Here is a 23,850-nt window from a genome sequence, read left to right on the forward strand (position 1 = left end):
GGTAAGAGATTATATGGCCGGCAATCACAGCTCAACTCCCCAGCCCCATGACCTTTCCAATCCGCCTCAAGTTCATCATCCTATTGCCCATCCAGATGATCCAGGGATGCAGCACACCCATATGGCCTTATTGGATTTAGTGCCTCATGATCGAGCCACCCATATCGCCATCAGAAACGGATCTTGGTTTGACCCCAATACCTGGCAAAGCGGCAAAATTCCAACGGATGATGCTCATGTGCTGATTAAGGAAGGGGTCTCTGTTCTCTATGGCGATGCCAGTAATGCTCGTCTCGAGACTTTGCGAGTAGATGGGGCCTTAACCTTTGCCCATCATGTGGATACTAAGTTGCTGGTCGATACCTTTGTGGTTGCCCCTTCCGGCGAGCTGATGATTGGATCAGAACGTAATCCGGTCCAAGCGGGGATCAAAACCCAAATTATCTTTACGGCAGACGGGGCTATCGATCAGTCATGGGATCCTACCCTTCTCAGTCGGGGGCTGATCAGCCATGGCAAGGTGAGAATCTATGGTGCAGATAAAACGGACTTTCTAGCCCTACAGGGAGAAGCCAATGCTGGAGACAATGTCCTGGTGCTCAAGGATGTCCCCAAAAGTTGGCAGATCGGCGATCAGATCGTCTTGGGAGGCACTAACTATCGGTATGGCCAGTCCGATGCCAATAATGCTCGATTTCAGGATGAGGAACTGACTATCACCCGTATTGAGGGCAATCGAGTCTACTTTACCAATAACGACATTACCGCTGGTGATAACACGGTCCTGCGGTTTGACCATCAGTTCCCTGATGTTGCTGAACAGGAACAGCTTCAGATTTATGTAGCCAACACCACCCGGAATGTGACCTTTGAAACGGAGAATGCTGCAACCCTTCCCACCCAGCAGCGAGCTCACGTGATGTTTATGCATAATCCCGATGTGGTGGTCACCCATGCTGGGTTTTATGACTTAGGTCGTTCGGATAAAAGCAAAGTTGTTGATGATCCTGGAACGAACGTCGATGGCTCATCAGGTGGGGGAACCAACCGTCGGGGACGGTATGGCCTGCACTTTCATCGAACCGGTGCGGAGGATATTAACGGTACTCCTGCCATCGCTCGGGGGAATGCGGTTGTTGGTTCTCCAGGCTGGGGAATTGTCCACCATGATAGCCATGCCGTGCTGGAAGACAATGTCGTTTTTGATGTCGTCGGCTCGGGCATTGTTGCCGAATCTGGCAATGAAGTTGGAGCCTGGCGCAATAATCTCACCCTGAAAACCACTGGGGTGGACTGGAATAATATCAATCAAACCCACGAGACTCGGGAGCGGCTATTTGACTTTGGGTTTAAGGGGGAAGGCTATTGGGTTCAAGGCGCAGCCCAAGTTGCCATGACTGACAATATTGCGATTAGTGCGAATGATGCTGGTATTTCGATCTTTGGGGACACCCTGCATCCCGACACGGATTTTCGGGATAAGGAAACTATTTCCGTCGATTTGTTGCCTCCAGCTATCCAAACGTTAGTTGCTCCCGCTGGCCAAACTGAAGTGGATGTAACCGATATCCCCCTGAGGCAATTGACTGGATTTCAAAGCTATAACACCCGGGATGGCATTAATCTTTGGGCTCATAAAACCAATTTTGATGGACAGCTCCTTTTAGATAGTCCTACGCCTCGGACGGCTCACACCTTACCCTCGACCATTGATGATTTTCAAGTATGGGGAGTTCGGGGTACGGGAGTTAAGGTGCAGTACAGTTCTTACACGGATATCCAGAATGGTTTGATTCTCGGTAATCCGGAACAACCCCGAGGGCGAGGGATTTTCGAAAACCATGCCTCGTTTAATATCAATTTCAACAATTTGCGGGTTAAGGGGTTTAATGAGGGATTCAAAATTGAATTCCCCAATCATCACCCGGATTTTATTGCCTCTTCCCTCAACCATAGCTATTTTAGCCAGAATAGATACAATCTATCGGCCATTGGCGGAGCCCCCAGGGGAAATAACGCTCGCCCCGATGACTTCCCCCAGAACCTGAAAATCAACAACACTCGCTTTATTGATGCGGGTAATAATGCGTTGCCTATCGCTCAGTTTGATAGCAGGATGATCGGGGGGTTAGGGGTATTGTTTGATGCAGGTACCTCTTACGATACGGATCCTTTAAGTCCAGACGGTCAGGCACTCACACGAGATTTAGCCAGTCATGCGATCGCAGCCTACGGTTGGGACTTTAACAACGATGGCAAACTCGATAAATTTGGGCGGCAAGTGAGCCATCATTTTGGCCAGTCAGGATCTCAAGCTGTCACCCTAACCGTCTGGGACAATCAAGGGGCAACCCAGGCCCTTACAAAAAACATCAATGTTCAAGCTTCTAACTACCTGAACCCGTTTTCAAATGCCAACTTTAGTGAAGGGACTCCCTTTGATGCGGCCTATAAAGCCAACAGTGCTGGGGCAGGTCTAGGCTGGCTCGCCACAGAGGGCGCTCAACAAGATGCTTCGATGGGTGACGGAGTGGCGGTGCTATCTAGCCCCAATCACTATGGCACAGGACTAGCCCAGGTGGTCTATGACCAACGGATGCGGCAGGGTAAGCAAACCTTAGGACTCAAACTCAAGAACATAGAGGGATCCAGCAAACTCAATAATGATATTGACATTACTCTTTGGGGCGTCAATGGCCAGTTCAGTAATACCCTGTATCAAACTACTGGGCCGGAAAAAGTAGGAACCTTGCCCATGAATCGGGTCAAGCTGACAGAGGTCACCCTTGGCGGTACTGATTTTGATTGGCAATCCTTCCGCTGGAACGTTGATCTCCAGCAGGGCTATGACTTTTTGCTGCTCCAGGTCAATACCCGAGGGACAAAGGACCCGGGAGATTTTGTGGGCCTAGATGATGTGAGGTTATTTGGCGATGGGCTATCAACGCCAACCCCTTCGCCAATCCCGAGCGGGTATAATCGTTTCTCCCTGGTCGGCACCGCTGATGATGACTGGATGCTAGGGAGCGATCGCAACCAGTATCTGGAGGGACGGGATGGCCAGGATACGCTTCGGGGTGCCGGGGGCAATGACAGCCTTCAGGGCGGCATTGGCAACGATCGTCTAAAAGGCGAAACAGGGAATGATAATCTGTTTGGCAGCGAAGGGGATGACTGGCTCGATGGGGGCTTGGGCGATGACAAGCTTAACGGCGGCACCGGGAATGACACCCTCTTTGGACGAGAGGGGAATGACACCCTCTATGGGGGGGATGATCTTGACCTCCTCTATGGCGATGATGGGGATGACACCCTCAATGGTGGAGGCGGGAATGATACCCTCTGGGGAGGGATGGGGAATGACAGACTCTATGGCTTAGAAGGAGATGACTCCTTAGGCAGCTCCATGGGGGACGATCACCTCAATGGGGGTGAAGGTCATGACACCTTGAGTGGGGGCGAAGGGGATGACACCCTCTATGGAGACGTTGGCGATGATCAACTGCTAGGCGCGAATGGCGATGATTCCCTCAATGGTGCAGCCGGGGATGATGAGTTGTGGGGGCAGAGTGGTAACGACACCCTCTATGGTGATGTGGGCAACGATGCCCTCTATGGGGGGGCAGGAGGTGACACCCTCAGTGGCGGCGATGATTCAGATACGTTAGCGGGTGGGCATGGCGATGATCGCCTCAACGGGGGAGATGGCCAGGATCAGCTCTTGGGCGACGGGGGTGACGATACCCTATTTGGCGGGCATGGCGATGATCAACTGCTCGGTTCCTATGGCAATGACACCCTTTACGGTGCCCAAGGGAATGACACCCTAGAAGGCAACCAAGGCGAGGACAGTCTCTATGGCTATGAAGGCGATGACCTGATCCGAGGGGGAATGGGACAAGACCGCCTGTATGGCGAGGCTGGGAATGATGCCCTCTGGGGAGGTCGTAGCGATGATTATCTATCCGGTGGCTCTGGCCATGACAGCCTTTGGGGTGAGGATGGCAATGATCAAATCTGGGCAGCGGCAGGCAACGATCGGATCGATGGAGGGATGGGGCAAGACTCCCTGGGGGGTGGCGCAGGTCATGACTCCATTCAGGGAGGAGTGGGTCATGATTTGCTCTCTGCCCAAGAGGGGGATGATAGGCTAGCTGGCGATGCTGGCAACGATACGCTCTATGGGGATAGCGGCCAAGACACCCTGATTGGCGGTCAAGGCAGTGATTCGGTACATGGTGGAGATGGCAATGATTGGCTAATGGGCGTTAATGCCAGCCAAGCTCAAGCAGGGCTGGGTGAGCAAGACATCCTCACGGATTGGACTGGCATGAATACCTTTGTGTTGGGAGATGCCAATCAGGCGTTCTACAACGATGGTCAAGACAATACTTTGGGCGCTGGGGATTATGCCCTGGTTAGAGGGTTTAATCAGTCCCGAGGGGACAAAATTCAGCTCCATGGGCAAGCCACTGACTATCGATTTGGTGCAGCTCCGCCAGGGATGCAGGCAGGAACGGCGATTTTCTTAAAGACTTCAGATCCTACGGATGAACTTATTGCGATTGTGGCCTATACCAATCACTTGAATAGCAGTTCGTTCTCCTTTGTCTAAAGCTTCTCAAACCAGTTAGGACGGGCCGTATCAAGGGGGAGAATCATACTGAGGCAACGATTTGTTCTCAATAATGCCCTCAGCTTGGTGGACTAGCGATCGCAGCTCCGATACGGTCTCTTCCTCAGCCTGCTGCCAAAACCCCCGCTGATGAGCCTCAAGCAGGCGTTCTGCCATATCTCGCAAGGCCCAGGGATTTTTATCCTGAATAAATGCTTGCACCTGAGGATTAAATAGGTAGGAGGTTGCTACTCCTTGGTACATATGGTCAGCAACACAGTGGGTGGTGGCATCATAGGCAAACAGATAATCGACGGTCGCCGTCATTTCGAATGCCCCCTTATAGCCATGACGCATTACCCCGGCAATCCACTTGGGATTCACCACCCGCGAGCGATAGACTCGGGCAATTTCTTCTTGGAGTTTGCGGACTTTAGGATTGCTGGGAATCGCATGGTCACCAAAGTAGAGTTCAGGGTTCTGACCCTGCACCGCCCGCACGGCAGTCGCTAAGCCGCCCTGAAACTGGTAATAGTCATCGGAGTCCAGCAGATCATGTTCACGATTATCTTGGTTATGGAGAACGATCTGCATTTGGCTGAGGCGTTGGCTAAAAGCTTCCGGGGCAAATTGCTCAGATGCACTGGAGGGTGAATGGGGAGATTGAGCGGTATAAGCGTAGCTACTCCAATTCATATAAGCCCGGGCTAAGTCCTGATCGTCAGTCCAGTTTTGAGATTCAATCAGACCTTGTAAGCCTGCCCCATAGGCACCAGGTTTAGAGCCAAAGATACGGTAGCGCGATCGCACTTCTGCAACCTCGGCACTCAGCCCTGCCGCCAACCAATATTGCCGTTCTTGCTGAACTTGGGAGATGAGGGGATTATTGTTATCCGGTTCATCCAAGCTAGCTACTGCATTTACTGCTCGATCAAATAAGTCAATCAAATTGGGAAAGGCATCCCGAAAAAAGCCTGAAATTCGTAAGGTGACATCCACACGAGGACGCCCCAGCAGAGAAAGGGGCAGTATTTCAAAATCGATCACCCGTCGTGATAGCCCTTCCCAAACGGGCTGCACGCCCAAAAGAGCCAGGGCTTGGGCCAAATCATCTCCGCCCGTTCGCATGGTGGCGGTGCCCCACATGGAGAGTCCTAAGGTGCGGGGATACTCACCGTGATCTTGGGTATAGCGCTCCACTAAAACCTCTGCCGCTTTGCGGCCCACATCCCAAGCACTTTCCGTGGGCAAGGCCCGAATATCAACGGAGTAAAAATTCCGCCCGGTGGGTAAGACATCCGGTCGTCCCCGAGTCGGAGCGCCCGACGCTCCACTGGGAACATACCGCCCGTCCAACCCTCTCAGAAGATGGATCATTTCTTGATCGGTTTGGAAGAGTCGAGGCAGTAGACTGTCGTGAATCCACGTCAGCTCTGCTTGTAGTTCTTCACCGTATTGGGAAAGATCAACGGGGTCTGGGGCTAAGAGCTGTTCGACTAATGTTGCTGCTTCTTTTTCTAGCTGTGCGATCGCATCTCCGACAATATGCAATGAGGCTGGGCCTAAAACTTGCTTTTGGGCAGGGTTCAGGGATTGGGCTGGATCGGCAGTTAAGGGATCCAAGTCTAGCTGCCAAACCTGGGCCAATGTCCGGGTCAGGCCCTGATGATCAGGACTGGGTTGACGGGCTAACGACACCACTAAGTCCCGTAACTGCGTCTGCTCTGGGCAGGAGCCAAAAATATGGAGGCCATCGCGAATTTGCGCCTCTTTGAGCTCACATAGATAGCCGTCAGCTTGGGTGAGTAAGGCTTCTAAGCCAGTTGGATCGTCTTTTGAAAGCGCCATTCCCAGATCTTGATCGAGCTGTTCCGTTTGGACGAGAGCCAAGATGCGATCGCGGATCACGGGCAGCCGCCTGGGATCTAAACTCTGGGCATCGTAATACTCATCAATTAAGGCTTCCAGCTTTTGCAGGGGGCCATAGAGTTCGGCACGGGTAAGAGGGGGCGTGAGGTGATCGAGAATCACCGCTTGGCCGCGACGTTTGGCCTGGGCTCCTTCACCCGGATCGTTGACGATAAACGGATAAAGATGAGGCAACGGACCGAGGGCAATTTCGGGATAGCAAGTCTCCGACAAAGCGATGCTCTTACCCGGTAGCCACTCCAAATTGCCATGTTTGCCCACATGGATTACAGCATGGGTCTGAAAGGCTTGCCGTAACCAAATGTAGAACGCTAGATATCCATGGGTGGGTTCTAAATCCGGGGCATGGTAGTTCAAACTCGGGTCGATATCGTAACCCCGAGCCGGCTGAATACCGACAAACACGTTGCCAAGTTGAATGCCAGCAATGGCAAAGAAACCATTTGGGGCCGCTTGACGAGGAGCCCCCCAGCGATCGCACATCTGTTCTTGAACCACCAAAGGGAGCTGAGCGAATACCGCTTCATAATCCGCTAAAGAAAGTTGCTGATAGACCTTTCGCAAGGGCCAACCTTCAGGATCATTAGTCACCCCCATGGTCAGCCATTCAATCAGTTGGTCACTGTCTTTCGGGAGTCCCGCTAAGGTATAGCCAGCGATCTGCATCGCTTGCAAAATGGCCATACAACTGGCAGGCGTATCGAGGCCCACTCCATTGGCAAGCCGTCCATCGCGAGTGGGATAGTTGGCCAAAATCAAGGCAATTCGTCGTTCAGCGGGATTGCAGTGCCTCAACTTCACCCAATTCGCCGATAATGCCGCCACAAACTGAATCCGATCGGCCACGGGCTGATAGCTGACCACGTCGGTTTCGAGTTGGGGATTATAGGTCTGGACCGCCTTAAAGGAGACGGCCCGACTGATAATCCGACCATCTACTTCCGGCAGAGCCACATTCATAGCCATATCTCGAGGAGCCAAACCTTGAAGTTGAGTTTGCCATCGCTCGACGGTGCCCCCACTGCAAATCACCTGCAAGACAGGAACATCCAAGTGTTGCCAGAGTTCCAGATTTAGGGTTTCAGCGGCCAGTTTTGCTAGGGAAAAGCTAGTGGTATTCAGCAGAAGATCGATACTCGGCTGATTGGGTGGATTGAGCAATTCCACCAGTTCCGCCTGCACCGCTGGATCCTGGAGGGATTGGACAAAGATGGGAACGGGGGTGAGATGGTGCTGGATTAAGGCTTGGGATAGGGATGCGATCGCATCCACATTCCCCGCTAAATAGTGAGCCCGATAGAAGAGAATCCCCACCCTCGGCTGCAAGTGAATAGGCGATTTTAGTTGTCTGGAGGAGAACAAGCCTATCCGGGGCACCGGCTGAGGCGGTAGGGGTTCTAGTTCCGCCTCAAAATGGCGATGAGCAATAAACTTTAAACTCTGGACACCGTTATCAATTCCGCCTTCGGTAAAGTATTGCCAAAGCTGATGAACCGCGGACAGTCCAACGTTCGAATGGCTGATTAGATCTGGATCGGGACGATCGTCTCCCGGTAGAACGTAGAGATGAGCACCCGTCTCAGCAACGGTTTCTTTCACCCGCTCTAAACCATAGGACCAATAAGCCCGCCCCCCCAACAGCCGAATAATGATCACCTGGGCCTGGGATAAAATAGACTCCACATAGTGATCGATACTGAGTTGCTGTTGGAGCTGCAATAAGTTAGCGACCCTGATAGAAGGAGCTTGATCGGTCAATCGACCTTGAGCCTGGGCTAGCACCTGAATATCCGTATCGGCTGCAGTAAGCACCCCGATCTGCGCTGGGGTTTGCTCCACAAAAATAACACCTTCCGTTGAACCTGCCTCCCAGCCTCCAGGCATTGCCGCCAGACGATGCATAACGTTTCTCCCTCCATCAATGATCTTTGACTCTGATCCATAGACATGATTACGAAGGACTCTACGCAAATATTGCGAATAATTGAAAGCCTTAAAGAAATCAGTTGAACTTCCCCAATCTAGGCGAGTTCACGATAGAAACAGATTAGTCATGGCACTAAGCCGTCATGATTTTATCTCTACTCGGTAGGTTTAGGTGGGTGGCTGTCGATAGCCGCTTAGGGCCGTTTATTTCATCGGAAAGGTATCCACTTATTTGATCAGCCATCAGGCGTTACTGGGGGAAGCTGGATACAAGTGCAGGAGCCTGGATAATGCCTGTTTCAGCACCAGAAATATTTGAGCATACATTGCCTCATCACGTATATCCGCAATTGAGTTCATCTCTAGCCGATATGGTGCGGTTTATTCCTGGTGCTGCCAAACTCCTCAACCATCTTGAGGTAGAAGCAATTGTTCACAAAACACAACGATTCACCGTCTTAACTTCAAAAAGCTTTAGTGCCTTAGTTTATGAAATGTCAGAGGGTGGGACCCCTAAGCTAAAGCTGACGTTTGAACCGACTGCGATTACGGCTTTTCTAGAGCATCTCTACCAACGTTGTCCAGCAGATACCCCACTCCGAGGGCAAATGACTGAGGTGATAGAGCGCCAGTCCCGCAAAAACAATGATGCCAAACTACAGGGACAGTTTACGCTGCTATCCCTCGCTGCGTTGCATTCTGACTCCAGACCAGAGGTTGCTTCCCTGACGTGTGAGGTCTCCTTACATCAACCTGCAATTCAGGAACACCTTTGTCAGCAGATCATCTCTCAACTCAGCCAGGGCGAAGAATTGACCACTCTTCTGGCGATGGTAGTGGAGAAGACTCGCCATCTTCTCCAGGCGGATCGGCTACTCATCTATCAATTGCGACCGACTGAACCCATTGCCAATGCCGAGTCTCAACAGCTTACTACTCAGCCATCAAGGGGATCTGTCATCCATGAAGCCTTGGCCTCTCCGGAGCTTCGGTCTGTATTACCTGAGCAGGAACAGTTGGGTGGCATCGCTACTTCTGATTTCTTGTTCAAGTATCAGCAGGGCTATACCTTAACGGTACCCAATGTTCACTCAAATGACGCTATCTCCAAGGACCTAACCCGTTTTCTAGACTCTATTCAAGTAAAGGCATTGCTGGTTACCCCGATCTTGGTCAAATCTGAACTGTGGGGCATGTTAGTGGCTCATCAGTGCCTTCAGCCTCGTCAATGGCACGTTCAAGAACAAGATCTCCTTAAACAAATTGCGGAACATATCTCCATTGCAGTTCATCAGGCTGATTTACAGAATCAAGTTCAACAGCATAAGCAAACCTTAGATGAGCAAGTGGCTCAACGAACCCAAGAACTCCATGCCGCACTGCTAGCAGCCCAATCTGCGAATCAGGCTAAAAGCGACTTCCTGGCAACCATGAGCCATGAACTGCGCACGCCTTTGACCTGCGTGATTGGCATGTCAGCCACCCTGTTACGCTGGTCTCTGGGGCCACTGACGGATAAACAACGGAGTTGCTTACAAACTATTCATGACAGCGGTGAGCATTTGCTAGAGCTGATCAATGACATTCTCGATTTCTCCCATGTGCAATCGGGCAAGGCCACGCTCAACTTAAGTGAGTTTTCCCTCACCACCTTAATTCAACAGCTCTTGCAAGTGATGCGAGATAAGGCGGATGCCCATCAAGTGCAGCTCAAGGCTAACTTAAAGATTCCTCCTGATCGAGATCGGTTTATTGCCGATTTACGCCGAGTTCAGCAAATTCTGATCAGTCTAGTTGACAATGCCATTAAGTTTACGCCGATGTCAGGAAAGGTGACCTTGCGAGTATGGGTAGAAACCAATACTGCGGTGTTTCAGGTGGAAGATACAGGTATTGGCATTTCACCCAGTCAGCTCCCTCACCTGTTTGAAAAGTTTCAGCAATTGGATGCGTCTTATCATCGCACCTATGAAGGCGCTGGATTAGGATTGGCGCTTGCTCAGCAATGTGTGACGATGCATCAAGGTTGGATCGATGTCAGTTCGGAAGAGGGGCAAGGATCGATCTTTACGGTTCAGCTTCCCAATCAATCGGCATTGTTTCAACAAAAAACCTCTTCCCAGCCCTTATCAGAAGGACGCATTGTTCTGATAGAGGGGCATGAAGAGGATGCAACGCTGCTGTGCGATATGCTAACGGCTGCCAATTATCAGGTGATTTGGATGGTTGAAGCCTCTGCAGCCATTGACCAAATTCGATTGTTACAACCCATAGCCGTCATTGTAGATGCTCAGTTACCTGCCCAAGGATGTTTGAATTTGATCCGTCGTCTCAGAGCGCTTCCTGGCACCAATCAAATCAAACTTATCGTCCTAACTCAAGAAGGGGTATCCAAAGATCATCAGCAGTATTTAAGTTTAGGCGCCGATGCCTATCTGTTGAAATCTCTGCAACCCGAAGACCTATTACGCAAGGTCAATGTTTTATTGAAATCGGCTTCTGTAATCTAGCGACTCTGCCAATAAGCCATTGCCCTGTTCATTGAAAGTAACCCTGGAAACCGGAACGGGTTACTCCAGTTCCTTGGAAGCCTCTTCAGCATAAAGATTAGCCATTAGTGATTTTATCCGCATCCGAGGAATATACGGCCATCCCCCCTCGGTTTCTATTTCCCGGAGCAATAGGTATAAAGCTTGGCGATTGGTGGGGAGGGTCTTGATAAATAAGTCTTCCCGAATGCGCCGATGCAATGTTTCTAACAAGCGCAACAGCTGCAATAGTTCAGTAGAATCTCCTGCGGAACGCTGGGCCTGGGCATAAACGACGCTTTGTATCTGTTCAAAGTCATCACTCGATTGTGTTGTGGGTTCACCACTAGTCATGTTCTAACTTGTTATTGTGTTGAATAGCTCCATTATCGGCCTTTGTGGGCAGGCTTGGCTATCACGCAATGATTCAAGCGAGATCTATTCCCATTCAATCGTGCCAGGGGGTTTAGAGGTGATATCGTAGACAACCCGATTCACTCCCTTAACTTCATTAACAATTCGATTAGAAATGGTTTCTAGGAGTTCGTAGGGAGCCCGAGACCAGTCCGCTGTCATCCCATCTTCGCTGGAAACAAATCGCAGCACGATGGGATAAGCATAGGTGCGCTGGTCCCCCATTACCCCAACACTGCGCACGGGCAATAGGACGGCAAACGCCTGCCAAAACTCACTGTAATACCCGGATCGATTGATTTCTTGACGAACAATTAAATCCGCATCGCGCAGAATATTAAGCCGCTCTGCGGTGACCTCACCAATAATCCGAATGGCTAAGCCGGGTCCAGGAAAAGGGTGACGATTGACAATTTCTTCGGGCAATCCGAGGGATCTACCGACTTTACGGACCTCGTCTTTGAACAGCTTCCGCAAGGGCTCAACTAACTTAAACCGCAGATCTTTGGGTAATCCACCGACGTTATGGTGACTCTTAATTTTGACCGCTACCCGTTCGCCAGTTGCTGGGTCTACATTGGTGTCGGCAGATTCAATCACGTCGGGATAGAGGGTCCCTTGAGCCAGATAATCGAAGGGGCCGAGACGTTTCGATTCTTCTTCAAAGACTCGGATAAACTCGTGGCCAATCCGTTTCCGCTTTTCCTCTGGATCGGTAATCTCATTCAAGCGTTCTAAAAAGCGATCGCGGGCCATTACATATTCCACCGGAATGTGAAACTGGTCTCTAAACAGCTTCACAAGACGCTCGGGTTCCAGCTTGCGCATAAACCCTTGGTCAATAAACATGCAGGTTAAGTTATCACCAATCGCTTTATGGAGAAGGAAAGCTAGGGTAGACGAGTCAACCCCACCAGAGAGAGCCAGCAAGACCCGCTTATCCCCCACTTTGGCCCGAACTTCGCGAATCGCTTCTTCGACAAAGGCTTCCGTGGTCCAGGTGGGCTCACATTCACAAATGTGATAGACGAAGTTACAAATCAGGGCCTGTCCCCCTTGGGAGTGAACCACCTCTGGATGGAATTGGACTCCGTACAGCCGCCGATCATGATGAGCGACCGCAGCTTGGGGAGTGTTGGTCGTATGGGCTAGGACTTTAAACCCTTCTGGCAGAGCGGTCACGGAATCTCCATGACTCATCCACATGGTGGTTTCGTTGTCGACGTTGGTGAGTAAATCCGTGGGGTCATCAATAATCAAGGAAGCTTTCCCATATTCAGCCGCATCGGAGGCTTCTACTTGCCCACCCAACTGCTGGACCATCAGCTGCATACCATAGCAAACCCCTAAAACAGGGATCCCCAAGTTCCACAACTCAGGATCGCAAGCGGGGGCATGGTCGGCATAGACCGAATTAGGTCCGCCCGATAAGATAATGCCTTTCGGGTTAAGCTGTCGAATCTGCTCAATGGAAGTCCGGTAGGACAACACTTCCGAATAGACCTGGGTCTCCCGAATCCGACGAGCGATCAGTTCGGAATATTGTGAGCCAAAGTCCAGAATGACAATCATTTGCCGATCCACTGGGGTCTTGGCAAAGGTGGAATCTTGGGGGTGAACAGAGGTCGGTTGCTGGGTCTGAGAAGGCACTGAAGATATCCCGATAGATGATGAAGGGGCAGGGTTTGAATAAAGCGTTATCAACCAGAAAATTAGAAAACCCTAGAACCCAGATATGGATAACTAGCGATTGAAGAATATAGTGTAGGGCTTTTAAAAATAGCTATAAATATTCTTACAAGTTTAGGTCAATCTGGGGGGTGGTGACAAAATGCTTGAGCAAAGTTTTCCCAGACGCGCTAATGGCAAACAGTTGACGATTGCGGTTAAATAAGGCCGAACCGACTTGGACGGTGCGATCGCAATGGGTCTGGATATAAGTTTGCGATCTCGCATCAATTCCTTCGGTAATCGCCCCATAAACCTTGTCTACCCAGCCACTGTGGTTTTGCTGATCTAAGTTCATTAAGAATTGCAGCGCTGCTTCAGCGGTCGCTTTAGACAATAAAGATTGGAGCTGAGGTGTAGGCAATCCTACCTTCGCGGCATAGGCTGTCATAATCTCCAGACGAGCGTCTGCTAAATGGTGATGAGTCTGAAAAATTCCGCCCGCCAGCTTCAGCAGCTTGCCATGATATCCAAGGAGTAACACAGAAGAGACACTGTGCAATCCTGCTTCCACCAATAGCGGTCCCAACCAATTAGCCGTTTTAACCTGATCCTCAGGTGGAATGCCCAAAATATGGGCAATATCCAAACCATTTTCACCAACACAAAACACTAAATTTTTCTGATCCGCCGCCTTTTGGCGCAGCTCCGACCGAAATTGTTCGAGCTGCTGGGGCGCACTCAAAGGTTGGGATATGCCTGAGGTGCCGAGGAGGGATAGCCCTTCCACAATCCCAAACGCCGCATTGGAAGTGCGCGCGGCCAAGGCCCGTCCTTCGGGCAGGATAAGAGTGACCTGAATCCGATCGCCCGATTTTAGATGATGGGACAAGTTCTGTTTTAGGAGCTGTTGGGCATAGCGATAAATCGCCGGTTGATTGCCTTGATTTTGGTTGAATCCAATCCCTTCTCCTCCCTTTAAAAGGATGGGTTCTGCCTGGTCAGGGGCCGCCCATTCTACTAAAGCCCAAATCGGAGTATGTCGCGTTAAGTCCAAATTATCGCCGGGATCGCTGCGGGTGATGGCTAAGGCTTGGCTCGGTCCCAATCTGGAGACTTGTTCAATGGGAATCTCTACCCACTGCTGAGGCTTGACCAAGTTCAACGTCACTTGGGATCGGGGCTTGGCGTCGTAAAGATGTTGCAAAGCTGCGATCGCAGCCGCACAAGCAAAGACCGGTAAAGTATAGCCAGAGCGGGGGGGCGGGTTTGACATGCAGAAATGCTCGATTTGCCAGAGCATTCAGAACAGTAATGTTTTATCCTTTAAAACTGGGGACTTTTTGACAGACCGAAGTCAATCACGATCCCTCATCATTATTTTGTTATACGAGATCCCATAATCATTATGAAGCGCTTTGTCTCCCGTCTACTCAGCTTAATGCTTGTAGCCTCGATGTTCCTAACTGGTTGCTCGCTTCTCTCCCCTGAGACCCTTCTATCGGGTGACTATCAGCAAGACACCATTTACGTGATTGACAACCTCAGTAATGCAATCACCTTGCCTGATGATGATCCCAACAAGGCAGAAAACCAAGCAGCCGCTGGCGCTCTCATCAGTGAATATGTATCTCGGTATCGTCGGAAGCCCCAATTAGCTGGGTCTGCTTCCTTTATGACCATGGCTACTGCCCTCAATGGCATTGCTGGACACTACAAATCCTATCCCAACCGCCCCCTACCTCAACGACTCAAGGATCGGTTGGAACTGGAGTTCAAACAAGCTAAGATTGCCCTCAAACGCGAATCTGCTGCTTAACGCTCACTTGAAGGACTCTGTGCATGTTTGGTCTAGGTTGGTTGGAAGTTGGACTGATTGCTCTCGCAGCAGTACTCCTGTTTGGTCCCAAGAAATTACCGGAATTAGGAGCGTCTCTAGGCAAATCCTTGAGGGGCTTTAAAGAAGAGTTACAAGACGCCGCCGAAGAAGACTCAGCCGAAGACTAGATCAGCATACCCGCGACTCAGTGATTCAGCCTATCCCCCCTCTTTTGATCAATTAGGAGGGGGGATTAAGTTTGGCTCTGATTACACGCCTAGTGGGAAGGGAGACTTGCTGCAAGGGCGCCATAGTATGGCAGCACTCCTTGCCATGAGGATGGCCGACCCGCCTGCCATTGCTGATGAGCTAAGGCAATCATGGCCTGGCAACGATGCTCTGGCTCTGGGGTGCCAGGGAAAAGATGGTGGTGAATCCTTTCTGTCGATAAGAGGCGTTGCCAAACCTCTTGATCGACATATTGAAGCGGCTTATCGGTCGACAAAACCCGATTCGACTGGTCCCAAGTAAAGAGACTGCCATACACGGAACCGCGTTGACCCGGGCATTCTACAGCAATCCGTTCCCCACCATGGACCTTAGATGAACAACTAGCATAGGCATAGGCTTGGGCGGTGAGAGTCGAAACCCCATAAAGCGGAATGTGTAATTGTTGAGCTAAGGTGCGGGCCGTGACGACACCGATGCGGGTCCCCGTAAAGCTGCCCGGCCCTTGAGCAACCACCAACCACTCCAGATCGGTCCATAAGCAAGATCCGAGAAATGTCTCTAAATATGGGTGGAGGTGGATAGAGATATCTCGGCCTAAATCCCAAGTTTGATAGCGGTTGATCTGGTCAAAATTGGAGAGGCCTAGCGTTAAAGCAGCGCTAGTCGTATCAAGGCCGAGGGCATACATATGGAACTTCGTGATAACGATCACCTTCTCATTCTAGTAAAGCAGGGGATGATAGTTACACAACCTTTGAGCGGCAGATAGGGCAACCACGGCAGGCATATGGAACGCATTTTGGGCGAGTATTTAGGAGAATTTAACGGCTATAGTGGCTGGATTGTTTGGAATCTATTTCTAGCCTTTATTCCGATGGCTTTAAGCTTTAGGCTCTTTCGATGGTCGCCACGATCACGATCGCTGGTGTGGTGGATTGGTTTGATTGTGTTTATTGCGTTTTTACCCAATGCACCCTATCTACTCACGGACATTATTCATTTAATTGGTGCGGCTCGCCATACTCGTTCCGTTTGGATTGTGACTCTGTTCTTTATTCCGCTGCACACTTTTGCCATTCTGGCTGGCTTTGAAGCCTATGTTATCTCTTTGATTAATCAAGGGCACTATCTCAAAAAGCAAGGTGCGGGCCAGTATGTAAAGTGGGCAGAGATCCTGGTGCATATTCTCAGTGCGGTTGGCATTTATCTAGGACGGTTTATCCGCTTTAACAGTTGGGACCTGATCACTAACCCGCAAAATGTCCTCCTGGTCACGCTCAATGAACTCACCTCGAAATTCCCGATTGTGGTTATCTCGATTACTGTACTCGTGTTAATCCTGTTTTATTGGATAATGAAGCAGATCACCCTAGGGCTGGTGCTACGGTTTCGGCATGTCCGCCAATCTAACCAAGGTCTGTTTTCCGATCAAGATCTGCTCTGAGGGTAGGTGCGACCATGCCAGAATGGTGGCATACCCCCAATGGAAAGGATGAGTGATGCCCTTAGAACGCCGATTATCTCGTGATGCTTTTTTGCAGAATGAGATTGTGATTTTGAAGCAACTTTGTCTGACTCCGAGTCGGATGTTTCAACCCGGGCGCTATAAAGTCAGTGATTTGCCAGATGAGGCGTTCACAATGGGGTTAGTTGAACGGGCTCCCATTCCCTCTGAAGAGAATCAAGATACAAACCCATCGCCATAGATTTGGGCATAAGCGGGTAGATAAACTGCTGCTTTAAAGGGCTACCAACTAATCTTCGGCTCAGAGCTAGACATACACTCTGTTGGGGATATTGAGCGTCCTTCTTGATCAAAGATGGGCGGTCCTAAAGATCTATCGGATCTTGATTGCACCCTAGATCTACATCCAAGGGTATTAACTGCGATAATGGGTGAGTTTGCCAAAGTGCAAGGATAACTTTCTCCTTGGTGGAGGAAATATTGTTGTTTAAAGCGGGAGCTGGATCAATCAGGTATGCGAACCCACTATTGCAGTGAACTAAGAAATGATCATGTGGGTGAACGGGTAACCCTCTGTGGTTGGGTAGACCGCCGTCGCGATCATGGGGGAGTGATTTTTTTAGATGTGCGTGATCGCACCGGTATCGTCCAAATTGTCAGTGATCCGGAACGAACCCCTGATGCCTATCCCCAAGCGGATGCCCTGCGCAACGAATATGTCGTTCGCATCCAGGGTGAAGTCAGTCGTCGTCCTGATGATTCTTTAAATCCGCGCCTGCCGACAGGAGAAATTGAGATCTACGCCGATCAGATTGAGCTACTAAATGCGGTTCATCAGCAGTTGCCTTTTCAGGTCTCGACTGCCGATGTGGAATCGGTTAAAGAGGAGCTGCGTCTCAAGTATCGGTATTTGGATTTGCGACGCGATCGCATGCATCAAAACATTATGATGCGGCATCGACTGATTCAATCCATCCGCCGCTACTTGGAAGATCAGCAAGGCTTTATTGATATTGAAACTCCCGTTTTAACGCGCTCTACCCCCGAGGGTGCTCGGGACTACCTGGTTCCCAGTCGAGCCAATCCAGGCGAATGGTTCGCTTTGCCCCAGTCACCGCAAATCTTTAAGCAACTGTTGATGGTGTCTGGGTTTGACCGCTATTACCAAATTGCTCGTTGTTTCCGGGATGAGGACTTACGGGCCGATCGCCAGCCAGAATTTACGCAGTTGGATATGGAAATGAGCTTTATGTCCCAAGCGGAAATCATCCAGCTCAACGAAGACTTAATGCGGCATATCTTCAAGACCCTCAAAGAGATTGATCTACCGCAGACCTTCCCGCAAATGACCTACATCGAGGCGATGGAACGGTACGGTACGGACCGACCGGATACTCGATTTGGCCTGGAATTGGTCAATGTCTCTGACTTGCTCGCTGACTCAGGATTTAAGGTATTTTCAGGGGCGATCAAAAAAGGGGGGCAAGTTAAAGTCCTGCCCATTCCCGATGGCAATGCCAATATTTCCAACGTTCGCATCAAACCCGGTGGCGATTTGTTTTCTGAGGCCAGTGCAGGTGGCGCCAAAGGTCTGGCCTATATTCGTGTCAAAGACGATGGGGCGATAGATACGATTGGGGCGATTAAGGACAATCTCTCTCCAGAGCAGACGGCAGAACTACTAGAGCGTACGGGAGCCAAACCCGGCCATCTCCTCCTCTTTGGGGCAGGTCCCACAGCAATTGTCAATGCCTCTCTCTCTCGGCTGCGGTTGGCGTTGGCAGCAGAAATGAATCTGATTGATCCAAACCGAATCGATTTGCTGTGGATTACCGAGTTCCCCATGTTTGAGTGGAACGCCGATGAAAAGCGTTTGGAAGCGCTCCATCATCCCTTTACAGCTCCCTATCCTGAGGATGAAGCCGACCTTAAAACCGCTCGTGCCCAAGCATACGACTTGGTCTATAACGGCCTGGAAATTGGCGGGGGAAGTCTGAGGATTTTTCAAGCTGACCTACAACAGCGAGTATTTGATGCCATTGGTTTATCGGCGGACGAAGCCCAGGATAAATTTGGGTTCTTGCTCAATGCCTTTAACTTCGGCGCACCCCCCCATGGCGGCATCGCCTATGGCATTGATCGCTTGGCGATGCTGCTGAGTGGCGAAGAGTCCATCCGTGACACCATTGCCTTTCCCAAAACCCAGCAAGCTCGTTGCTTGCTGACCCAAGCCCCTTCATCAGTCGATCCAAGACAACTGAAAGAGCTGCACATCAAGTCCACAGCTGAACCCAATCAGTAAATTGAGGTCGATAACCGTCCCCGATGGGGTGATTGTGGTACTAGGTCAGAGTTTAAGGAACCTTAAGGGCTTATTGGGAGACAACTCAACCAGAAACACCGATATCTGGATGATTTCCAACTCTTAATGGTTCACCCGCCTGCTTCGATCCCTTAACTGAATTAACACTATGAAAATCCATTGTCTTGCTCACCCAGGTTACTGTGTCCGTCATACGGCTCGATCTGGCATATTGGGGTTGACTATGCTGCTGGGGTTATCGTTGCCTATAAAAGCTCAACCCCAGACACCGACCGCTTCAGAAATGCAGTATCGTGTGCTGTCGGTGACTGGGCAAGGTATCGAAAATATTCAGACCACCCAGGCTCAGGTCCGCTTGGGCGTGGAGGTTCAGGGTAAAACCGCCGAGGCTGTCCAACAGCAAGTTGCCAGCCGCTCTGCTGCGGTGGTCTCTCTCTTAAAGTCTCGCCAGGTGAAGAAGCTGGAAACAACAGGGATTAACCTGAGTCCGAACTATAGCTACAACAATGGCCAACGACGACTGGTGGGCTATCAAGGCAGCAATATTGTCAGCTTCCGGGTTGATATTGAGGCAGCCGGTCCTCTGATGGATGATGCGGTCAAAGCCGGAGCGTCACGGATTGATCGCGTTTCGTTTGTGGCGGCAGACGCTACGATCGCAGCCGCCCAAAAGCAAGCTTTAACCCAAGCCACTCAAGATGCTCAAGCTCAAGCTAGGGCCGTGTTATCTACGCTGAACCTGTCTCCCAAAGATGTGATCAGTATCCAAATCAATCGGGCCAATGCCCCAGCCCCACCCCCGATTCCGATCCAAGCAACGGTTCTGAGATCTGAGTCTGCCTCAACCCCGGTCGTGGGTGGTGAACAATCTGTCCGAGCTGCGGTCACCCTACACATCAGATACTAAGCTTCATACGCCCCGCTAGTCGCTGGCGAGACCTCCTAGCAGTAGAACGCAGATTTTGGGCATTGGTGCCACAATACGATCTAATGCCCCCACCCAGATTTGATCAAACCATAACTTCCCATTAATCTTGTCTCAACGGTTTGATGCTTTCCCTTTAATGGGCTTGTCGTTTATGTAGCGTTATCGCAACTATGGCTGTACAGAAAATTTCAATCTGGCAAAAAACACCCCAATTGGTGATGTCTGCTTTGCTAATTGCAACGGTGGCAGTGCCGCTAGGGTGTCGCCCACGTGATGGAGTGGGCAATACTGATGTCAAAGTATTGAACTATTTTCGCAGCGATACCTATAAAAGTCTGGATCCACCTAAACAATTTGACGTGGCTTCAGCCAATATCATTGCTAATGTTTATGATCCGCTCCTCGAATACCACTATCTCAAGCGCCCCTACGAATTAGCGCCCAACTTGGTGGAGAAAATGCCTGAACTGGGAGCAGATAAACTCACCTATACATTTACCCTTCGTAAGGGTATCCAGTTTCACGATGATCCGTGTTTCCCTGACGGTAAAGGTCGAGAATTGACAGCAGATGACGTCATTTACTCTATAAAACGATTTGCTGATGTTAATGTAAATCCACAAAGCTATCCAGTCCTCCTTCAAGATCGGATCAAAGGGCTCGACGCTTTTCGTGAAAAAACCCGTCAACAAAAAAACATAGATTACGACAAAGAATCAGTCGAAGGGATCAAGAAAATTGACGCTCACACCTTTCAGATTGTGATGAGTAAACCCGATCCGCTTACTTTGATGTCGTTTGCCTCAGAAGCCTTAGCTATTGTTCCTAAAGAAGCAGTTGATAAGTATGGGGATAAACTCAATCACCATGCAGTGGGTACAGGGCCATTTATTCTAGCTGACAACCCTCGTCGAGGGGTAATGGTGCTCAAGAAAAACCCTAACTACCACGGAACTTATCCCACTGAAGGCGAGGCAGAGGATAAGCAGAAAGGTTTATTAGCAAGCGCAGGGAAAAAATTACCTTTAGTTGATGAAATTAGGCTGCCATTGATTGAAGAATCCCAACCCGCTATGCTCCAATTCCGTAAGGGAGGTTTAGATTGGATTGGGTTAGATCGGAATAATTTCCCGAATATGGCTTACAAAGATGATAAAGGGTTCCATCTCAAAGACGAGTTTGCTAAAAAATTCGAACTCTATTGGGTTGAATCATTATCATCGTCTTTTATTGCTATTAACTGGAAGAATCAGTTATTGGGGAAGAATAAAGCATTGCGTCAAGCTTTAGCCTACACCATCAATGTCCCTGAGTTTATAGACAAAATGAGCAATGGCCGAGGTACGCCGTTACAGACCATTGTTCCTATTCCCATTGATGGTAGTCAGCAATCAATTAAAACTAACTGGTATTCTCACAATCTGCAAAAGGCGAAAGAGAAATTAAAAGAAGCTGGATATCCCGATGGTAAAGGTCTACCTCCTTTAGTGATGCTTTATGGCTCGACAGATTCTGATACTCGGCAAGCCTACGAGTTTATGCGGGCACAATTTGCAAAAGCAGGCATTAATCTTAAGGCTGAGTTTTTTACCTTCTCTGAATTTCTGCGACGAAAGGAAGATGGTAATTTTCAACTTTCTGGTGGAGGATGGCGTGCAGACTACCCAGATGCAGAGAACTTCTATCAGCTTTTATATGGACCTAATCAAGCGCCTGGACCTAATGCTGGTTCCTATAAAAATGCAGAATTCGATCGTCTGTATGAACAGATGCGCCAGATGTCTCCTGGTCCAGAGCGGAATCAGATCATTGAGAAAATGGCTGCAATCGTCACTGAAGATGTACCCGTAGTGTTGACTTCGTCTCCGATTGCGGTGGGCATGCATCAAAAATGGTTGTTGAATATGAAACGGAATTTGATGTTAGGGTCTCAATTCAAGTTTTTAGATATAGATACTCAAGCTAAGTCTCAAGGGCTGAGATAATGCTGAGCTATGTCTTCCGCCGCCTTCTCTATATTATTCCTACTATTTTGGGGGTGGCAGTTCTGATCTTTGTTCTTTTCTCAGTTGCTGCAGAAGATCCCGTGAGAGTGGCATTAGGACCGCATGCGACGCAGCAATCGATTGCCGATCTGGAAGCACTTTGGGGTTTGGATAAGCCACTTTGGCAGCAATTCTTAGTCTTTCTAAAGCAGATTGTTACCTTTGATTTTGGCGTATCGTATGTGACAGGCGATAAACTCAGTGATGCTTTTGCTAGTGGGGCACTAGTGTCTTTGAGCTTAACACTACCGCCTTTTGTGTTGGGATTAGTCATCAATATCTCAATCTCAATGATGATTGCCTATTTTCGAGACACATGGATTGATAAGTCTGCCACTGCAATTGCCTTATTCTCAATGAGCTTTTCCTACTTGGTCTATATCATTGCATTGCAATATTTATTGGCCTTTGAACTGGATTTATTTCCTATCTTTGGCTATGCACAAGGCTTGGACTTCATTCCATACTTAGCTTTGCCATGGTTGATCATTTTGTTGGTCTCTATTGGCCCAGATGTTCGTATATACCGAACTATTTTTCTTAACGAGATGCAGGCTAATTATGTTCGCACTGCCCGTGCGAAGGGTGTGAGAGAGAGGAGTGTTCTATTTGTTCATATTCTCAAAAACGCTATGATTCCCACTTTGACGTTCACAGTTGTTGCTCTTCCTTTTTTGATTTTAGGAGCTTTCCTACTGGAGCGGTTTTTCAGTATTCCAGGAATAGGAGACTTATTAATTACTGCCATTAATAATGGTGACTTTCCAGTTTTAAAAGGAATGACAATGTATATCACCATCTTTTATTCGGTTTTTAATCTAATCACTGATTTATTAATTGCTGCAGTTGATCCACGGGTGAAATTAAATTAGAACGTTATGCCATTTATTCAATTAAATAGTCTTTACTGGGAAGCAGCACAGAAACTATATCGTCGCAAGCTAGTCTTGATTTGCTTAGGTATTATTGCTGTTTATATTTTGGTTGCTCTACTGGGGATTTTTAATTTGCTCCCAGATTATCGAGTCAAGGTTGGAGATGGATATGAAGTGCCATCTTTGAGTGTTGCTAAGATTTTTGGTACAGATATTTTTGGCTACTCAGTTCTTTACAAAATATTGGCAGGAACTAAAACAGCGATTTTAATTGGCTTTGTCGTAACAAGTATTTCTGTGCCAATTGGTATCATATTGGGCGCTTTGGCTGGTTACTATGGTGGCTATGTTGATGCTGCGGTGGTTTGGCTATATACAGTCATCAGTTCTGTTCCCTATATTTTGATGGTTATTGCTATTTCTTATGTCATTGGCAAGGGACTGATTGCAATCTGCTTAGCCATGGGATTAGTGGGCTGGGTCGGGTTATGCCGACTAATTCGCAGTGAGGTGCTGAAAACACGCAGTTTAGAATACGTGTCTGCCGCTAAAGTAGTTGGGGCAAATGACATACAGATAATTTTCAGTCATATTCTTCCAAATGTTCTCCATTTAGCCGTTATTAGTGCATCTCTTCAAATCCTAGGCGCAATCAAGTCAGAAGTGATTTTGACCTTTTTAGGGGTTGGAATTCAAAGTGGTGATAGTTGGGGGTCAATGATCTCTGATTCGAAGGGTGAGCTAGTTCAAGGGATATGGTGGCCTTTAGCGGGAGTCGTTTTAGCAATGTTTCTGCTGATTTATTCTCTTAACGTAGTCAGTGATGCCCTGCGAGATGCATTAGATCCTAAATTGCGAGGGTCAACCGAGGTGGCAGAAGGTGATGCTCAATTTGAGGGACAAGCGACAGGCGTTCAAAAGGCTTAGGATTATCAACTGGTTTCGGGTTTTTATCTATCTGACCACAAATATTGGCTTTTAAACCTGATATAGCAATCAAAGATTGGGTTAGGACACTTTTCTGAAGGCATGATCCACCGCATCCCAAAAATTTTCGAACTGATGACCTGTTTTGCGTAAGCAA

At 49.1% G+C, this 23,850-nt stretch carries 16 protein-coding genes; 11 read left to right on the forward strand and 5 right to left on the reverse strand.

The window, feature by feature from the left end; genetic code table 11:
* The first annotated feature begins 13 nt into the window (after nucleotides 1-13).
* The gene (locus Q0991_RS18285; protein WP_299491091.1) at nucleotides 14-4,615 is read left to right on the forward strand and encodes a G8 domain-containing protein; all 4,602 of its coding nucleotides are present in this window, start codon (nucleotides 14-16) and stop codon (nucleotides 4,613-4,615) included.
* Nucleotides 4,616-4,645: 30 nt separating this feature from the next.
* On the opposite strand, the gene cobN is transcribed toward Q0991_RS18285, so the two are convergent.
* Nucleotides 4,646-8,446 carry a cobaltochelatase subunit CobN gene (cobN, locus tag Q0991_RS18290; RefSeq protein WP_299491092.1) on the reverse strand — a complete coding sequence of 1,267 codons (3,801 nt, stop codon included), beginning with the start codon at nucleotides 8,444-8,446 and terminating at the stop codon, nucleotides 4,646-4,648.
* A 314-nt stretch (nucleotides 8,447-8,760) separates the two neighbouring features.
* Between cobN and Q0991_RS18295 the strand changes: the two genes are divergently transcribed.
* Entirely contained in the window at nucleotides 8,761-10,980 is a 2,220-nt protein-coding gene (locus tag Q0991_RS18295) for an ATP-binding protein (protein WP_299491094.1), read from the forward strand.
* Between the two features lie 60 nt (nucleotides 10,981-11,040).
* Here Q0991_RS18295 and Q0991_RS18300 read toward each other — a convergent pair whose 3' ends face one another.
* The 3 genes from Q0991_RS18300 to cbiD all read right to left on the reverse strand — a co-directional run bounded on the left by Q0991_RS18300 (nucleotide 11,041) and on the right by cbiD (nucleotide 14,356).
* A complete protein-coding gene (locus Q0991_RS18300; protein WP_299491096.1) occupies nucleotides 11,041-11,352 on the reverse strand; it encodes a hypothetical protein in 312 nt (103 codons plus the stop codon).
* 84 nt (nucleotides 11,353-11,436) lie between these two features.
* A complete protein-coding gene (gene guaA, locus Q0991_RS18305) occupies nucleotides 11,437-13,062 on the reverse strand; it encodes a glutamine-hydrolyzing GMP synthase (protein WP_366525009.1) in 1,626 nt (541 codons plus the stop codon).
* Nucleotides 13,063-13,207: 145 nt separating this feature from the next.
* Nucleotides 13,208-14,356, reverse strand: coding sequence for a cobalt-precorrin-5B (C(1))-methyltransferase CbiD (gene cbiD / locus Q0991_RS18310; protein ID WP_299491098.1), 1,149 nt, complete (start codon nucleotides 14,354-14,356; stop codon nucleotides 13,208-13,210).
* A 132-nt stretch (nucleotides 14,357-14,488) separates the two neighbouring features.
* Here cbiD and psb27 point away from each other — a divergent pair, with 132 nt between their 5' ends.
* Both psb27 and tatA read left to right on the forward strand, forming a co-directional pair.
* Nucleotides 14,489-14,899: a photosystem II protein Psb27 gene (psb27, locus tag Q0991_RS18315; protein ID WP_299491100.1), complete on the forward strand. Its 411-nt coding sequence runs from the start codon at nucleotides 14,489-14,491 to the stop codon at nucleotides 14,897-14,899.
* Nucleotides 14,900-14,922: 23 nt separating this feature from the next.
* Entirely contained in the window at nucleotides 14,923-15,087 is a 165-nt protein-coding gene (gene tatA / locus Q0991_RS18320) for a twin-arginine translocase TatA/TatE family subunit (RefSeq protein WP_299491102.1), read from the forward strand.
* An 89-nt stretch (nucleotides 15,088-15,176) separates the two neighbouring features.
* Here the strand turns inward: tatA and tsaB are convergent, their stop codons facing one another.
* On the reverse strand, nucleotides 15,177-15,842 hold the full coding sequence (gene tsaB, locus Q0991_RS18325; RefSeq protein ID WP_299491104.1) for a tRNA (adenosine(37)-N6)-threonylcarbamoyltransferase complex dimerization subunit type 1 TsaB: 666 nt from the start codon (nucleotides 15,840-15,842) through the stop codon (nucleotides 15,177-15,179).
* Nucleotides 15,843-15,917: 75 nt separating this feature from the next.
* Between tsaB and Q0991_RS18330 the strand changes: the two genes are divergently transcribed.
* From Q0991_RS18330 to Q0991_RS18360, 7 genes are all read left to right on the forward strand, one after another.
* Nucleotides 15,918-16,574 carry a DUF1361 domain-containing protein gene (locus Q0991_RS18330; protein WP_299491106.1) on the forward strand — a complete coding sequence of 219 codons (657 nt, stop codon included), beginning with the start codon at nucleotides 15,918-15,920 and terminating at the stop codon, nucleotides 16,572-16,574.
* Nucleotides 16,575-16,629: 55 nt separating this feature from the next.
* Nucleotides 16,630-16,836, forward strand: a complete 207-nt coding sequence (locus tag Q0991_RS18335) for a hypothetical protein (RefSeq protein ID WP_299491108.1) — start codon at nucleotides 16,630-16,632, stop codon at nucleotides 16,834-16,836.
* A gap of 273 nt (nucleotides 16,837-17,109) precedes the next feature.
* Nucleotides 17,110-18,897, forward strand: coding sequence for an aspartate--tRNA ligase (gene aspS, locus Q0991_RS18340; protein WP_299491110.1), 1,788 nt, complete (start codon nucleotides 17,110-17,112; stop codon nucleotides 18,895-18,897).
* 244 nt (nucleotides 18,898-19,141) lie between these two features.
* Nucleotides 19,142-19,825, forward strand: coding sequence for an SIMPL domain-containing protein (locus Q0991_RS18345; RefSeq protein ID WP_366525010.1), 684 nt, complete (start codon nucleotides 19,142-19,144; stop codon nucleotides 19,823-19,825).
* A gap of 239 nt (nucleotides 19,826-20,064) precedes the next feature.
* Nucleotides 20,065-21,831 carry an ABC transporter substrate-binding protein gene (locus Q0991_RS18350; RefSeq protein ID WP_299491122.1) on the forward strand — a complete coding sequence of 589 codons (1,767 nt, stop codon included), beginning with the start codon at nucleotides 20,065-20,067 and terminating at the stop codon, nucleotides 21,829-21,831.
* A complete protein-coding gene (locus tag Q0991_RS18355; RefSeq protein ID WP_299491115.1) occupies nucleotides 21,831-22,763 on the forward strand; it encodes an ABC transporter permease in 933 nt (310 codons plus the stop codon). Before Q0991_RS18350 ends, Q0991_RS18355 begins: the two co-directional genes overlap by 1 nt.
* A 6-nt stretch (nucleotides 22,764-22,769) precedes the next feature.
* Nucleotides 22,770-23,693, forward strand: coding sequence for an ABC transporter permease (locus Q0991_RS18360; protein ID WP_299491117.1), 924 nt, complete (start codon nucleotides 22,770-22,772; stop codon nucleotides 23,691-23,693).
* The last annotated feature ends 157 nt before the right edge of the window (nucleotides 23,694-23,850 follow it).

This window comes from Acaryochloris sp. IP29b_bin.137, assembly GCF_028285745.1.
Classification (GTDB): Bacteria; Cyanobacteriota; Cyanobacteriia; order Thermosynechococcales; family Thermosynechococcaceae; genus Acaryochloris.

Bases quoted from the DNA above. Each gene is read 5' to 3' on its own strand.
- cbiD (WP_299491098.1), bottom strand. From the start codon at position 14,356: ATGTCAAACCCGCCCCCCCGCTCTGGCTATACTTTACCGGTCTTTGCT.
- cobN (WP_299491092.1), bottom strand. From the start codon at position 8,446: ATGCATCGTCTGGCGGCAATGCCTGGAGGCTGGGAGGCAGGTTCAACG.
- Q0991_RS18350 (WP_299491122.1), top strand. From the start codon at position 20,065: ATGTCTGCTTTGCTAATTGCAACGGTGGCAGTGCCGCTAGGGTGTCGC.
- psb27 (WP_299491100.1), top strand. From the start codon at position 14,489: ATGAAGCGCTTTGTCTCCCGTCTACTCAGCTTAATGCTTGTAGCCTCG.
- Q0991_RS18355 (WP_299491115.1), top strand. From the start codon at position 21,831: ATGCTGAGCTATGTCTTCCGCCGCCTTCTCTATATTATTCCTACTATT.
- Q0991_RS18345 (WP_366525010.1), top strand. From the start codon at position 19,142: ATGCTGCTGGGGTTATCGTTGCCTATAAAAGCTCAACCCCAGACACCG.
- Q0991_RS18300 (WP_299491096.1), bottom strand. From the start codon at position 11,352: ATGACTAGTGGTGAACCCACAACACAATCGAGTGATGACTTTGAACAG.
- Q0991_RS18360 (WP_299491117.1), top strand. From the start codon at position 22,770: ATGCCATTTATTCAATTAAATAGTCTTTACTGGGAAGCAGCACAGAAA.
- Q0991_RS18335 (WP_299491108.1), top strand. From the start codon at position 16,630: ATGCCCTTAGAACGCCGATTATCTCGTGATGCTTTTTTGCAGAATGAG.
- Q0991_RS18330 (WP_299491106.1), top strand. From the start codon at position 15,918: ATGGAACGCATTTTGGGCGAGTATTTAGGAGAATTTAACGGCTATAGT.
- aspS (WP_299491110.1), top strand. From the start codon at position 17,110: ATGCGAACCCACTATTGCAGTGAACTAAGAAATGATCATGTGGGTGAA.
- Q0991_RS18295 (WP_299491094.1), top strand. From the start codon at position 8,761: ATGCCTGTTTCAGCACCAGAAATATTTGAGCATACATTGCCTCATCAC.
- tatA (WP_299491102.1), top strand. From the start codon at position 14,923: ATGTTTGGTCTAGGTTGGTTGGAAGTTGGACTGATTGCTCTCGCAGCA.
- Q0991_RS18285 (WP_299491091.1), top strand. From the start codon at position 14: ATGGCCGGCAATCACAGCTCAACTCCCCAGCCCCATGACCTTTCCAAT.